Here is a 13,969-nt window from a genome sequence, read left to right as displayed (position 1 = left end):
CCATGCTGTTCGATATCGAATACGTGCCCTTCAGCCGCAGGGGCCGATTCCTGACGCTCTCGATGATGCGTGTCCCCGGCCGCGACGGTGAGCGCGCGCTCTATCTTCGCCACGTTGCCGGCGGCGACGAACGGCCGTCGCTCGGACGCCTTTGCCGCGTCGAATTCCTCGATGCGGCAGGCGAAACGGTGACGCCTGTGCTCGTGCTTTCCCCTGAGCGGCTCGATGCCCGCGTCGGCGACGGCGAAGTCACCTTCGTCATCGGCGAAGGGGAAAGGCTGCACATCGCCGGCAGGAAGGCCGGCGTGCGCTTCCATCTCGAGGGCTCGCGCTATGACTACGTCTATCGCACGCCGAAGGGCGAGGATTGCCTCGTTGCCGCGGTCGAAAACGTCAAGTTGATCCCGCGGGCGATTGCTGGCGAGCTGAAGGTCACCGGCGCCTGGCAGCGCGATCATTCCGAAGACGTGTCCTTCGCCTTCTCCAGCGCGGGAGCCTTCGAGGGCAATGTCGATTTCTTCCGCACGGTCCCGCCAGTCGATCGGCCCGGCCGTTTCGCCGAGGCTCTTTCAGGTGCTGCGGCCGAATTTGCCGAATGGCACGCGCGCGTTCCGACAGGCGTTTCCGGCCAGGACGAGGCGCATCGTCTCGCAAGCTATCTGCTCTGGGCAAACGGCGTGCCCGTAGGCGGCGCGCTGACGCGGCCGGCGATCTACATGTCCAAAAACCACATGATCAACATCTGGAGCTGGGACAACGCCTTTTCCGCCCTCGGCGTTGCGGCCTTCGATCAGGATCTCGCCTTCGACCAATTCGCCGCGATCTTCGACCATCAGGACGCCTCCGGCCTGTTGCCGGACTACATCAACGACCGCGACGTGCTCTTCGCTTTTACCAAGCCGCCTGTGCACGGCTGGGCGGTATCGTTGATTTCGGCTGCCGACCCGTCTTTCCTCACGGCAGAGCGCAAGTCTTACCTGCGCGATGCCATCGGCCGCCAGGTCGACTACTGGCTGACTCATGGCCGCAAGGATGCGGCGAGCCTGCCGTCCTATTTCCACGGCAACGACAGCGGCTGGGACAACGCCACCTTCTTTGCCGAAGGCGGCCCGGTGATCTCGCCGGACCTGCCGGTTTTCCTGGTCCTCGCCTGCGAGACGCTCGCGAACCTGCTGGAGGAAGACGCGGAGCGTCAGGCGATGTGGCGCCGCAAGGCGGATGAGCTGCAGACCCTGCTGTTCGAACGTCTGTGGACCGGCGAGACTTTTGGCGCGCGGCTCGCCGCGGATCCGGAGCGGATCCTGCCGGGAGAAAACCTCATTCAGTTCATGCCGCTGCTCTTGGGCGCGCGACTGGTGCCTGAGATGCGCGAGAAGCTCGTTGCAAGACTCGTTGCTGGCGGCTTCATCACCGAATGGGGACCGGCGACAGAGAGCCCGCTCAGTTCCTTCTACGAGGACGACGGCTATTGGCGCGGGCCGATCTGGGCGCCGACCACGCTGCTTCTCTGGGACGGTCTTCGCCGGCAAGGGCAGATTGAACTTGCGCATGAAGTCGCGGAAAAGTTCTGTTCACTTGCCAGCAAAAGCGGTATGGCCGAAAACTTCGATGCGCGCTCGGGGAGGGGCCTTCGCGATCGGGCATTCGCCTGGACATCCGCAGTCTATCTTCAGCTGGCGGCATCGCTCAGCCGACCCAAATCATCGTGATCTAGCAACCCGTGACGAGCAGAGACGCCATGCAGAGACCGACGATCAAGACCATCGCGCTGGAGACGGGGCTTTCCATCGCCACCGTGTCCAAGGCCCTGAAGCATTCGCCTCAGGTTCGCCCGGAGACGCGCGCGATCGTGATCGAGGCGGCTGAACGCGTCGGCTACGAACTGAACATGCATGGCGTACAGTTGCGCACCGGCAAGACCTACCAGGTCGCCGCGATCATGACGGCGCCGGGCCCGAAACAGAACGAATGGGAAGGCGTCGAATACGCCCAGCTCCTGAGCGGCATTTCCTGGGCGCTGGAAGACAGCCCCTATCGCGTTTCGCTCTATGCCGTTCGCAATTTCGAGGAAAGTCAGGCGGTCATCAAGCAGATCGTGTCGCTGAAGAAGGCCGACGGCATCATCATTTCGGGCACTCGCGCCGACGACCCGCGCATCCGCACCATGCAGGCGGCGGACTTTCCTTTCGTCACCTACGGCACCAGCATCCACAACGCGCCGCATGCCTATGTCGATGCCGACAACGAGCAGATGATCCGGGTGTCGATGGCGCGGCTGGTCGAGCGCGGCCATCGCCGTATCGCACTGCTCAACCCGCTCTCGGAATTGAGCTATGGCATCACCCGGCTCGAAGCTTACAAGCGTGCCCTTGAAGTCGCTGGCCTGCCCTACGATCCGGCCCTCGTTGCCCACGGCCGGCTGACGCCCGCCTTCGGCCGCGAAAACGTGCTGACGATGTCGGAGCTCAGCAATGCGCCGACCGCCTATATCTGCGCCAATGAAGCCTCGGCGCTCGGTGCCTTCTCCGGCTTCCATGAGCGCGGTCTGGTGCATGGGCGTGATGCGGTGATCAATGCCACCGACGACCTCAATGTCAGCCAGTATTTCGCGCCGCCGATCACCACCTATTACCTGCCGATCAGCGAACCGAGCAGCCTGCTCGGTGCCTATATCCTGAGGCGCATGGAGGGCGAGCCGCCGGAGGCGCTGCAGACGCTCCTGATGCCAAACCTCATCGAACGCTGCGACGATCGCTTGAACCCGAACCGTTGACGAACTTTTCGCCCGATTAGGGCGCCCTTTCATGTTCTTGAATATAAACGTTTATATTCAAGACGAGACAGACAAAACCCGAGGCTGGAACCAACCGGCCGAATGAAATGACGAAGGACCGGACCCGTGCACATGCCCCTGACGAGATCGAACCGCTTCAACGCCAAAGAGCAGCAGACGGACATGCTGGAACTCGGCGTCTGCTACTATCCGGAGCAGTGGCCGCGCGCGAAGTGGGAAGAGGACGCGCGCCGCATGGTCGAGCTCGGGCTTGCCTGGGTGCGCATCGGCGAATTCGCCTGGGCGAAGATCGAGCCGAGGTCGGGCGAGTTCCATTGGGAATGGCTCGACGAAGCGATCGAGGTGCTCGGAAATGCTGGCCTCAAGGTGATCCTCGGAACCCCGACGGCAGCACCGCCGAAGTGGCTGATCGATCGCTACCCCGACATCCTGCCCGTCGACGTCAAGGGCGTGGTGCGCAAGTTCGGTGCCCGCCGTCACTACTGCTTTTCCAGCCGCCGCTACCGCATCGAAGCGGCGCGCATCTCGCAAGCCATGGCCGAGCGCTACGGCGATAATGCCTTCGTGCACGCCTGGCAGACGGATAACGAATATGGCGACCACGACACGATCTACAGCTATTCCGACGAGGCGCTGCGCGCCTTCCGCGAATGGCTGGCTGAGCGCTACGGCACGGTCGAGGAACTGAACCGGGCTTGGGGCACGGCATTCTGGGCAATGAACTATCTGAGCTTCGACGAGGTCGAACTTCCCAACAATCTTGTGGAAGAGCCGAGCCCGACTCATATCGTCGACTATATCCGCTTCTCCTCCGACCAGGTGAAGAGCTTCAACAAGGCGCAGGTCGACATCATCCGCAAACACTCGCCGGGCCGTCCGGTGACGCACAATTTCATGTCGCAAAATACCGATTTCGATCACTACAAGGTCGGCGAGGACATCGATATCGCGTCGTGGGACGTCTATCCGATGGGTGGACTGCTCAACGGCCGTCTCTCCTCCGAAGACAAGGGCCGTTACCTCCGCGTCGGCGATCCGGATCAGCCGGCCTTCAACCACGACCTCTACCGCGCCGTCGGCAACGGTCGCGTCTGGGTGATGGAGCAGCAGCCGGGTCCGGTGAACTGGGCTTCGCACAACCAGTCGCCGGCCGACGGCATGGTCCGGCTCTGGACCTGGCTCGCCTATGCCCATGGCGTCGACATGGTTTCCTATTTCCGCTGGCGCCAGGTGCCGTTTGCGCAGGAACAGTTCCATGCCGGACTGCTCTTGCCGAACAGCGAGGCGGACCAGGGATATCTCGAAGTTGCGCAGGTCGCCGAGGAGATGAAGCGGCTGCCGAAGGGCGAGCGCCGCGAGAAGGCCAAGCTCGCGATCCTGCTCGACTATAATTCGCGCTGGGCGACCCGGGCGCTGCCGCAGGGCCGCACCTATCTGGCGTCGCAGATCGCGCTCGACTGGTACTCGACCGTCGCTCGCTTCGGCGTCGACGTCGACATCATCGGCCAGCACTCGGATCTCGAGGGCTACCAGTTGGTGCTGGCGCCCGACCTCGTAATTCCGGATCAGGCGTTCGTTCAGAACCTAGCCGCTTCCGGCGCCAAGGTTCTGTTCGGACCGCGCAGTGGAAGCAAGACCGAGGATATGCACATTCCCGAAGGCTTGCCGCCAGGGCCGCTCGCCTCGCTGATCGACGTCAGCGTCGCGCGCGTCGAGTCGCTTCCGGAGTTTCATGCCGAGAGCGTGCTTTACGGCAACGAGACTTACCCGGCTGGCGTCTGGCGCGAGACGGTCAGGACCAGAGAGAGCGTGCTTGCGACCTTCGAGGGTGACTACCGCAATGGTGCCCCGGCGCTAGTCGGCAACGACAAGGCGCGGTATCTGGCAACCGCGGCACGCGGTGAATTCTTGAGCAAGGTGATCGGCGATGCGCTTGGTTGGGCTTCGGTCGAGGCGCTCGCAGATCTCGGCGATCTGCGCATCACCCGTCGCGGCAAGCTTACCTTCGCCTTCAACTACGGCAAGACGGCCGTCGACGTGCCGGCAGCGGCCGGTGCGACCTTCCATGTCGGCGGCCGCAGGCTCGATCCGGTCGACGTCGCGATCTGGACGGAGTGATAGGGAAGCGGGCAACAGACCCGCTTTCCAACCGATCTCGCTCGTCACGCCGTGCATAGATCCGGGTGCGCGGTGTGGCGACGATGGCCTGTTTTGGCGCGAGACTCACGTCCGGGTCGGCTTCGACCTGAGGATGCGATGAGTGGCAGCCAGCGCAGAGGAGAATGCTCGCTCCGACCGGACGTGGGTGGCGCGCCGATATCTGCTGCCTGAAAAACGGTGCCCAGAAAGCGAGCTGACTGCATCCGGATAGGCGAAAGATGAGAACGGATCTCCCGCAAGCCTTTGAAGACGCGGGTATATGAGACTGGCACAGGCTTTGCATTCCTGTCTTGTATGCAAGATAGAGCAGCACCGACGTTCCATAATCCGATCGAGAAGGCCATCGTCTCCGGCATCCTCTCGGGCCGCATAAAGCCCGGCACACGGCTCAGCGAGAACCAACTGGCCTCTCTCTTCGGCGTGTCGCGGACTCGTGTGCGCGAAGCGATGATGCGCCTCGAGACACGCTGCATCGTTCATGTCAGCCCGCGTAGAGGCTGGTTCGTCGCGGAACCGTCTGCCGAAGAGGCGACGATGGTCTACGGCGCGCGACGCGTCATCGAAGCTGGGCTGCTGCGCAGCATGCGGCGGCTGGCGGAGAGCGGCCGCGACAGGCTGCATGCCCACCTTGCCGAAGAGAAAGCGGCGATCGAAGCCGGCGATCGCCAGCGCCTCACCTGCCTGATGGGCGATTTCCATATTCGTGTGGCCGAATTGGCGGATAACGCCGTTCTCATCGAGATCCTTCGCGATCTCACGGCCAGAACCATTCTGATCTCGATGCTCTATCAGTCGGATTTTCACGCCGTGCAATCCCACCTCGGGCATTGCCGCATCGTCGAAGCGATGGAGCAAGGGGATTTTTCGAAAGCAGCCGCGCTTTCCGTCGAGCACCTGGACGAGGTGGAGACCGGGCTGGACCTGACGCAACACCCCGATCCCCTGGCCGACCTCCGGCGGTCGCTCGCGCTTCCTCCCCAGACCGTGACCCCGCCGTCAAGGACGTCACGCAGCAAAACACCGCGAACCCAAAAAGGAGAATGACCCAATGCTCGCAAGACGACTGTTCATAGCCATGGCGGCGATGGCCGCCACCATCGGCTTCGGCTCGGTTTCCCACGCCGACGCGCTTGGCGATATCACGTCCCGCGGCACGCTTCGCGTTGCCGTTCCCCAGGATTTTCCGCCTTTTGGTAGCGTTGGCACGGACATGGCGCCAATGGGCTATGACGTCGACATGGCCAATCTGATCGGCGACAAGCTCGGCGTGAAGGTCGAGCTGGTACCGGTCACTAGCGCGAACCGGATTCCCTATCTGCAGACAAACAAGGTCGACCTGGTGATTTCGAGCCTCGGCAAAAATCCAGATCGGGAAAAGGTCATCGATTTCTCCGCCGCCTATGCCCCCTTCTTCAATGGCGTGTTCGCGCCCGCGGAACTCGGGGTCACCAAGCCGGAGGAACTTACAGGCAAGGTCGTAGGCGTCACGCGCGGCGCGGTCGAAGACCTGGAACTGACCAAGATCGTGCCGGCCGATACCGTCATCAAGCGTTATGAAGACAACAACGGCACCATCTCTGCCTTCCTGTCCGGGCAGGTCGAGGCGGTTGCAACCGGCAACGTGGTGGCCGCTGCCATTCTCGCCAAGAACCCACCGAAGCGTCCGGAGCTGAAGTTCCTTATCAAGAACTCGCCCTGCTATATCGGGCTCAGCAAGGAGCAACCCGCCCTTCTCGAAAAGGTCAATGGCATCATCGCCGCCGCCAAGGCCGACGGCTCGCTGAACGCCATTGCGCAGAAGTGGCTCGGCACCGACCTGCCGACAGATCTCTGATCAACCGTCGCCGCGCCGTCTCGCCGCAGTGCGGGACGGCGCCACTGGATGTTCGTCAAACCAGGGGTGCATCTTGAATTACCATTTCGAATTTGGCTGGCTGCTCGAATATTATCCTCAGATTGGCAAAGGGATAGGCATCACCGCTGAACTGATCGCGGTTGGCGCAGTCGCCGGTATTTCGCTCGGAATCTGCTGCGCCTGGGTGAGGGCGCTTGGTCCGGCCTGGCTAAAGCCGGTGGTCGCAGCCTATGTCGAGCTGATCCGCAACACGCCATTCCTGATCCAGCTTTTCTTCGTCTTCTTCGGCCTCCCATCGTTGGGCCTGCAGCTCAGCGAATTGCAAGCCGCCAATATCGCCATGATCGTCAATCTCGGGGCCTATAGTTGCGAGATTATTCGAGCCGGCATTCAGGCGACGCCAAGGGGCCAGTTTGAAGCTGGCGCCAGTCTCGCCATGACTCGCTTCGAGACCTTTCGACATGTCATTCTGGTGCCGTCGCTTCAGCGCATCTGGCCCGCCCTGTCATCCCAAGTGGTCATCGTCATGCTCGGCTCCGCCGTCGTGTCGCAGATCGCTGCCGAAGACCTGACCTTCGCCGCCAATTTCATCCAGTCGAGAACTTTCCGCGCATTCGAGGCTTACATCGTTTCCACGATCATTTACCTCGCGTTGGCGATCTTGCTTCGCCAAGCGCTGGCGATCATCGGCGGGTTCATTTTCCCACGGAGGACCGCGCGATGATCGAGTTCACCCTTTGGGATATTTTGCGCAACCTGCTGCTCGCAACTCGCTGGACGGTCGTCCTTTCGCTCGTCTCTTTCCTGGGCGGTGGCATCGTCGGGCTCGCTTTGCTTTTCCTGCGCATCAGCAAACGCAAATCGCTGCGATCGCTCGCCAAATGTTACATTGAGCTGTTTCAGGGCACGCCGCTCCTGATGCAGCTCTTCATCGCCTTCTTCGGGCTTGGCCTATTTGGCATCGACGTACCGGCCTGGCTTGCTGCCGGATTGGCGCTGGTCCTCTGGACCGCGGCCTTCCTGGGCGAAATCTGGCGCGGTTGTGTCGAGGCGGTCGCCAAGGGGCAATGGGAGGCCTCCGGCAGCCTCGGCATGGGCTGGCTGCAACAGATGCGTTACGTCATCCTGCCGCAGGCGATGAAAGTCGCCGTTCCGCCGACCGTCGGCTTTTCGGTGCAGGTCATAAAGGGTACCGCGCTGACCTCGATCATCGGCTTTGTCGAACTGTCGAAGGCCGGCACTGTCGTCACCAACGCCACCTTCCAGCCCTTCACCGTCTACGGCCTCGTGGCCCTCATCTATTTCGCGCTCTGCTGGCCCCTGTCGAAGAGCAGCCAGATCCTCGAAAGGAAGCTCAATGTCGCTCATCGAAATCACTGAAGTCCGCAAGAGTTATGGCGCGACGGAAGTGTTGAAAGGCATCAATCTTGATGTCGCGTCAGGCGAAGTCATTGCCATCATTGGCAAGAGCGGTTCGGGTAAATCGACGCTGCTTCGCTGTATCAATGGCCTTGAGACGATCAACAGAGGCTCGATTTCAGTTGCGGGTGCGCAGCTCCTGGACGACGAGGTGCATCTGAAGGCGCTGCGGTTGAAGGTCGGAATGATCTTTCAACAGTTCAATCTTTTTCCTCATCAGACGGTCGGTGGCAACGTTATGCTGTCGCAGACGGTCGTGAAAAAGACGCCGAAGCCAGAGGCGGAGGCGATCGCCCGCAAGATGCTGGAGCGCGTCGGCCTCGCACACAAGTTCGACGCCTATCCCGACGAGCTTTCAGGCGGGCAGCAGCAGCGCGTGGCAATTGCACGCGCGCTTGCCATGCAGCCGATCGCGCTGCTTTGTGACGAGATCACCTCGGCGCTGGACCCGGAGCTGGTCTCGGAAGTCCTGGCGGTTGTGCGCGAACTTGCCGCCGAGGGCATGACGCTGCTAATGGTGACGCATGAGATGAAATTCGCACGCGACGTCTGCTCGCGGGTCGTGTTCATGCATCAGGGCCGTGTCCACGAAGTCGGGCCGCCGGAAGAGGTTTTCGCCCGTCCGCAGACACCGGAACTGAAACAGTTTCTCGGCCTCCATTGAGAGGCCGAGCTCGGCCAGTCTAATTCGCCCAGCCGGGGTCCCACGTCGCAGCTTGGCGCGGCGGCTAGACGCGCTCCAATGCCACCGCGATGCCCTGGCCGACACCTATGCACATGGTGGACAGCGAATAGCGCCCGCCGGTTTCGTGCAGCTCCAAGGCCGCCGTGCCGGTGATGCGCGCGCCGGACATGCCGAGCGGATGGCCGAGTGCGATGGCGCCGCCGTTGCGATTGACGCGCGCATCGTCGTCGGCGATGCCGAGATCGCGCAGGACAGCGAGCCCCTGCGAGGCAAAGGCCTCGTTGAGTTCGATGACGTCGAACTGCGACTGCTTGAGGCCGAGGCGCGCCATCAGCTTCTTCGATGCGGGGGCCGGGCCCATGCCCATGATGCGCGGCGGAACGCCAGCGGTCGCGCCGCCCAGAATGCGGGCGATCGGTCGCAGCCCATATTTCTTTACTGCTGCTTCCGACGCGATGATCAGGGCGGTCGCGCCATCGTTGACGCCGGAGGCGTTGCCGGCCGTCACCGTACCGCCTTCCTTCTTGAAGGGCGTGCCGAGCTTGGCGAGCGCCTCCATCGTCGTTGCGCGCGGGTGCTCGTCGCGATCGACAATCACAGGCTCGCCCTTGCGCTGCGGGATCGTCACCGAGACGATCTCCTTTGCCAGCCGGCCATTGCCTTGAGCTGCAGCAGCCTTCGCCTGGCTGCGGACGGCAAAGGCGTCCTGGTCTTCGCGGCTAACGTGAAAATCCGCCGCGACGTTCTCGCCGGTCTCGGGCATGGAGTCGACGCCGTACTGCTTCTTCATGAGAGGATTGACGAAACGCCAGCCGATCGTCGTGTCGTAGATCTCGGCGTTGCGCGAGAAGGCGGTATCCGCCTTCGGCATGACGAAGGGTGCGCGCGACATGCTCTCGACACCGCCAGCGATCATCAACTCGGCTTCGCCGGATTTGATCGCCCGCGCCGCAGCGATCACCGCATCCATGCCGGAACCGCAGAGCCGGTTGATCGTCGTGCCGGACACGCCGACCGGCAGGCCAGCCAGAAGCAACGACATGCGCGCGACGTTGCGGTTGTCCTCGCCCGCCTGGTTGGCGCAGCCAAAGATCACGTCATCGACCGCGTCCCAGTCGACATCGGTGTTGCGTTCGAGGAGTGCCTTGAGCGGGATCGCGCCGAGGTCGTCGGCTCGCACCGAGGAGAGTGAACCGCCGAAGCGGCCGATCGGGGTGCGGATGTAGTCGCAGATGAAAGCCTCGGCCATTACGCAGCCTCCTTGTCGCCCTGATGCGCCTTCTTGGTGCGGGCATTGATGTCGCGAAGGGTTGTCAATTCCAGTTCCGTCGGCGCTGGCGTCTCGATCACATGCTCGGCGAACTTGATCGCCCAGCCGCAGTTCTCGACGATCTGCTCGCGTGTCACGCCCGGGTGGATCGAAACGACCGTCAGTTCTTTCGTCTCGGGATCCGGTTCCAGGATGCAGAGATCGGTGATGACGCGGGTCGGCCCCTTGGTCTTCATGCCGAGCCGCTCGCGGTGATTGCCGCCCTCGCCATGGCCCATGGAGGTGATGAACGGCAGCTTCTCGACGAAGCCGCGCTTCGATAATGCCATGGTGATGAAGATGCGGCCGCAATTGGAAGCGATCTCCGGAGCGCCGCCGCCGCCGGGCAGCCGAACCTTCGGATGGTGATAGGGGCCGACGACGGTGGTGTTGAGGTTGGCGAACCTGTCGATCTGGGCGCCGCCGAGGAAGCCGGTGGTGATGCGGCCGCCCTGCAGCCAGTAGCGGAACATCTCAGGCACCGAGACAGTGAAGAGGGCCGTGTCACAGAGTTCGCCGTCGCCGATCGAAAGCGGCAGCACATCCGGCTTGGTTCCGACCGTGCCGCTCTCGTAGATCAAGGTGATATCCGGCGCATGCGTCAGCCGCGCGACATTGCAGGCGGCCGAGGGCGCGCCGATGCCGACGAAGCAGACATCGTCGTTGGAGAGCGCCCGCGCGGCGGCGATGGTCATCATTTCGGTGGGGGTGAAGTCGCTCATCCTATCCTCCTCAGGCCGCTTTTGCCGATTTGTTGCCGGCGTGTTTGGCGAAGTCTTCCGGCTTGGCGCTTAGAACGTTTTCCTTGATCCAGGCGGTGAAGCTGTCGCGGTCGCGGGCAATCTCGTCCCAGCCGATGTAGAAGGCGTTGGAGCGCGAGTAGTAGCCGTGCGCATAGGATGGGAAGGCGCCGCCCGGAACTTGGGCAACAGATGTAACCGCCCAACTTGGCAGAACGAGCGAATTCGGAGACGGCGGGTTCAGTTCGTCGACGATCTCTTCGACCGTGACGATCGAGCGCTTGGCAGCGAGAACGGCTTCCTTCTGCACGCCGACGATGCCATCGATCAGCACATTGCCTTTCTTGTCGGCACGCTGCGCGTGGATGATCGTGACGTCAGGGCGGATTGCAGGCACGGCGGCAAGCACTTCGCCGGTGAAGGGGCAGGTGACCGACTTGATGTTGGGGTTCACTTTCGGCAGGTCCGCGCCGATGTAACCGCGCAGCGTCGCGAAGGGCAGGTTGGCAGCACCCGCCTCATAGGCGTTGGCCATGGCCGCATGGGAGTGTTCCTCTATCTCCAGCGGCCGCGGCCACTGGTTTTCGACCGCGTCGCGGAAGCGGTGCAGCGAGCCGACGCCGGGATTGCCGCCCCAGGAAAATTTCATGCCGCGCGCCGCGCCCACGCCGATCAGCTGGTCGTAGAGAATGTCGGGCGTCATGCGCACGAGATAGAGGTCCTTGCGGCCCTGGCGGATCACCTCATGGCCCGCGGCATAGGGGATCAGATGGGTGAAGCCTTCCATGGCGACGGTGTCGCCATCCCTGACATTGTCGCCGACGGCCTCGGCGAGCGAAACGATCTTCGCCATGTTTCCTCTCTTCGTTGCTGTTTGTTGCGCCTGCGGCCTGTCGGGCGGCGGGGCGGCTTGCTCTCTTCCGCATGCCAATAAGCGCCGATCGAACCAAACCGTCAAATATTTTGTGCGATATTTGACTTTTGTTCGTATATCGCACAAAATGCGACGGATAAACCGAGGGATGACAGATGCGAGAGACGGATTTCGTCAGCGGCTTTGCACGGGGGCTGACGGTGATCGAAGCCTTCGACGAAACACGTCCGAAGCTGTCGATCGCCGAGGCGTCGAAGATCACGGGCCTCGACCGGGCGACCGTCAGACGGTCGCTTCTGACGCTCTCCGAGCTCGGTTATGCCGACTACGACGGCAAGTTCTTCGCGCTGACACCAAAGATCCTGCGGTTGGGCCATGCCTATCTCTCGGCGACGCCGCTCCCGACAATCATACAGCCCTATCTCGACCAGCTTTCGGACCGCGCCGGACAGAGCGCTTCGGCCTCGGTGCTCGATGGTACCGAAATCGTCTATATTGCCCGGGCCTCGCAAAAGCGGGTGATGTCGATCAACCTGACGACCGGTTCGCGTCTGCCGGCCTATTGCGCGTCGATGGGGCGCGTGTGGCTCGCGGCACTGCCGGAGCACGAGGCGCGCGAGATCCTGGCGCGCTCGAACCTGAAGGCGAACACGCCCCATACGAAAACCGATCCGGAGGACTTGATCGCTGAGCTTCGTCGGGTGCGCGATCAGGGCTATGCCCTCATCGATCAGGAACTGGAACTTGGCCTCTGCTCCATCGCCGTCCCGCTCGAGAACGACCGCGGCCGGATCGTTGCGGCGCTGAACATCGGTGCGCCGGCCGCGCACGTAGCCGCAGCGGAGATGGTGGAGCGTTACCTGCCGCTGCTCAAGGAAACGCAAGCTGCCTTGCGCTTGGTCCTGAGATAGCAACTTCGCGCCCCTGCGCTTGACGTTCTGCAGCAGCGCCCTTCTTATTTCCGCTTGGCGAGTGAATTCGGGCCGGGGAGTAAAGATTCATGACCGACGACACGCATCCGCCGGAAACCAAACTCACGACGACGAAGCGACGCTGGGCCGCAGACGGCAAGTTCCTGACCGGACGGATCGCTCGGCCGGAAGACGAACGCCTGCCGCCCGGCCAGCACCTGGTCAGGGATTGGCCGGTGCTCGACCTCGGCCAACAGCCGATCATTCGGACGGAAAGCTGGCGGCTCGATGTTACCGGCCTTGTCGAGCATCCTTTGTCGCTCGGCTGGCCCGCCTTCAAGGCGCTGCCGCAAAGCGAAAGGCTCTCGGACATGCACTGCGTCACCACCTGGTCGCGCTATGACAACCGCTGGCAGGGTGTCGCGACCCGCGACCTGCTGGATCATGTGATGCCGAAGCCCGAGGCGAGCCACGTCATGCTGACGAGCTATGACGGCTACACCACCAACCTGCCGCTTGAAGACTTCGCGTCCGAGGATGCGATCCTCGCGACGGACTGGGAGGGGCAGCCGATCAGCCGCACCCATGGCGGACCGATGCGGCTCGTCGTTCCGCATCTCTATCTGTGGAAGAGCGCCAAATGGCTCACGCGGATTGATTTTCGTGCCGGTGATGCCGCCGGGTTCTGGGAGAAGAACGGCTATCACATGCGCGGCGACCCGTGGCGCGAGGAGCGCTATTCGGACGACTGAGAGCGTGGCCCACCCTGACCTCGATGCTTGGGAGCCATGAGGAGCCCTGCCAGCTGGTAGCGCCCGACGAGGTCGATCGCCGCCTGAATGGATGGCCCGTCCCCATATTGGCCGAGCGTGTCGGCAATGGTGTCGATGGTTCGAGTAAAGGTGCGCTCCAGCACGAAGGGCATCAGCGGCGACAGCGCAGCCTCGCTCTGTGTTTCGGGGTCATCGCGCGGGCCGTCAAGCCTCTGACGTGGGCATAACGCGCGCCTTCGGACCCGCGAAGCAAGGTGAGGACGACGAGCCGCTGTTCGATCCAGACGCCAGCAGGGCGCGCGCGTGCTCCGAGCCCCGGGCATCTGCCGTCAATCAATGAAAGGTTGCTTCGGGACGCACCAGGTTGCATCCTGCGGCTTCCCGCAATGCTCGTGTAATCCGCTCCCCCCAAAGTTCGGCAATAACGTTTTCAAACAAGGACGGTTGTC

At 62.6% G+C, this 13,969-nt stretch carries 13 protein-coding genes; 10 read left to right on the top strand and 3 right to left on the bottom strand.

The annotated features are described in order from the left end of the window. Window positions 1–2: 2 nt before the first annotated feature. From AC070A_RS28610 to AC070A_RS28575, 8 genes are all read left to right on the top strand, one after another. A complete protein-coding gene (locus AC070A_RS28610; RefSeq protein WP_113479782.1) occupies window positions 3–1,709 on the top strand; it encodes an MGH1-like glycoside hydrolase domain-containing protein in 1,707 nt (568 codons plus the stop codon). A gap of 29 nt (window positions 1,710–1,738) precedes the next feature. Then, on the top strand, window positions 1,739–2,773 hold the full coding sequence (locus AC070A_RS28605) for a LacI family DNA-binding transcriptional regulator (protein WP_113479781.1): 1,035 nt from the start codon (window positions 1,739–1,741) through the stop codon (window positions 2,771–2,773). Window positions 2,774–2,899: 126 nt separating this feature from the next. After that, window positions 2,900–4,912, top strand: a complete 2,013-nt coding sequence (locus tag AC070A_RS28600; RefSeq protein WP_057252092.1) for a beta-galactosidase — start codon at window positions 2,900–2,902, stop codon at window positions 4,910–4,912. A 336-nt stretch (window positions 4,913–5,248) separates the two neighbouring features. Further along, window positions 5,249–5,998, top strand: coding sequence for a GntR family transcriptional regulator (locus AC070A_RS28595; RefSeq protein ID WP_058328119.1), 750 nt, complete (start codon window positions 5,249–5,251; stop codon window positions 5,996–5,998). A 4-nt stretch (window positions 5,999–6,002) separates the two neighbouring features. Further along, entirely contained in the window at window positions 6,003–6,788 is a 786-nt protein-coding gene (locus AC070A_RS28590) for a transporter substrate-binding domain-containing protein (RefSeq protein WP_057251715.1), read from the top strand. A 73-nt stretch (window positions 6,789–6,861) separates the two neighbouring features. Beyond that, window positions 6,862–7,533 carry an amino acid ABC transporter permease gene (locus AC070A_RS28585; protein WP_057251714.1) on the top strand — a complete coding sequence of 224 codons (672 nt, stop codon included), beginning with the start codon at window positions 6,862–6,864 and terminating at the stop codon, window positions 7,531–7,533. Beyond that, window positions 7,530–8,189 carry an amino acid ABC transporter permease gene (locus AC070A_RS28580; protein WP_492383730.1) on the top strand — a complete coding sequence of 220 codons (660 nt, stop codon included), beginning with the start codon at window positions 7,530–7,532 and terminating at the stop codon, window positions 8,187–8,189. The genes AC070A_RS28585 and AC070A_RS28580 overlap by 4 nt, the downstream gene beginning before the upstream one ends. After that, a complete protein-coding gene (locus AC070A_RS28575; protein ID WP_057251712.1) occupies window positions 8,167–8,892 on the top strand; it encodes an amino acid ABC transporter ATP-binding protein in 726 nt (241 codons plus the stop codon). The genes AC070A_RS28580 and AC070A_RS28575 overlap by 23 nt, the downstream gene beginning before the upstream one ends. A gap of 64 nt (window positions 8,893–8,956) precedes the next feature. On the opposite strand, the gene pcaF is transcribed toward AC070A_RS28575, so the two are convergent. Genes pcaF through AC070A_RS28560 form a run of 3 tightly spaced genes read right to left on the bottom strand, consistent with a single transcriptional unit; the run spans window position 8,957 to window position 11,815 of the window. Next, window positions 8,957–10,162, bottom strand: coding sequence for a 3-oxoadipyl-CoA thiolase (gene pcaF / locus AC070A_RS28570; RefSeq protein WP_492383729.1), 1,206 nt, complete (start codon window positions 10,160–10,162; stop codon window positions 8,957–8,959). Further along, the gene (locus AC070A_RS28565; protein WP_113737943.1) at window positions 10,162–10,944 is read right to left on the bottom strand and encodes a CoA-transferase subunit beta; all 783 of its coding nucleotides are present in this window, start codon (window positions 10,942–10,944) and stop codon (window positions 10,162–10,164) included. The genes pcaF and AC070A_RS28565 overlap by 1 nt, the downstream gene beginning before the upstream one ends. 10 nt (window positions 10,945–10,954) lie before the next feature. Then, window positions 10,955–11,815, bottom strand: a complete 861-nt coding sequence (locus AC070A_RS28560) for a CoA transferase subunit A (RefSeq protein ID WP_112995153.1) — start codon at window positions 11,813–11,815, stop codon at window positions 10,955–10,957. 176 nt (window positions 11,816–11,991) lie between these two features. Between AC070A_RS28560 and AC070A_RS28555 the strand changes: the two genes are divergently transcribed. Then, complete coding sequence (locus AC070A_RS28555; RefSeq protein ID WP_110879065.1) at window positions 11,992–12,747, top strand: IclR family transcriptional regulator; 756 nt, start codon at window positions 11,992–11,994, stop codon at window positions 12,745–12,747. Between the two features lie 89 nt (window positions 12,748–12,836). Further along, window positions 12,837–13,499, top strand: coding sequence for a sulfite oxidase-like oxidoreductase (locus AC070A_RS28550; RefSeq protein WP_492383728.1), 663 nt, complete (start codon window positions 12,837–12,839; stop codon window positions 13,497–13,499). Window positions 13,500–13,969: the final 470 nt, after the last annotated feature.

This window comes from Ensifer sp. GW101-20A05 (assembly GCF_059424735.1).
This window is presented reverse-complemented; position numbering and strand designations above follow the sequence as displayed.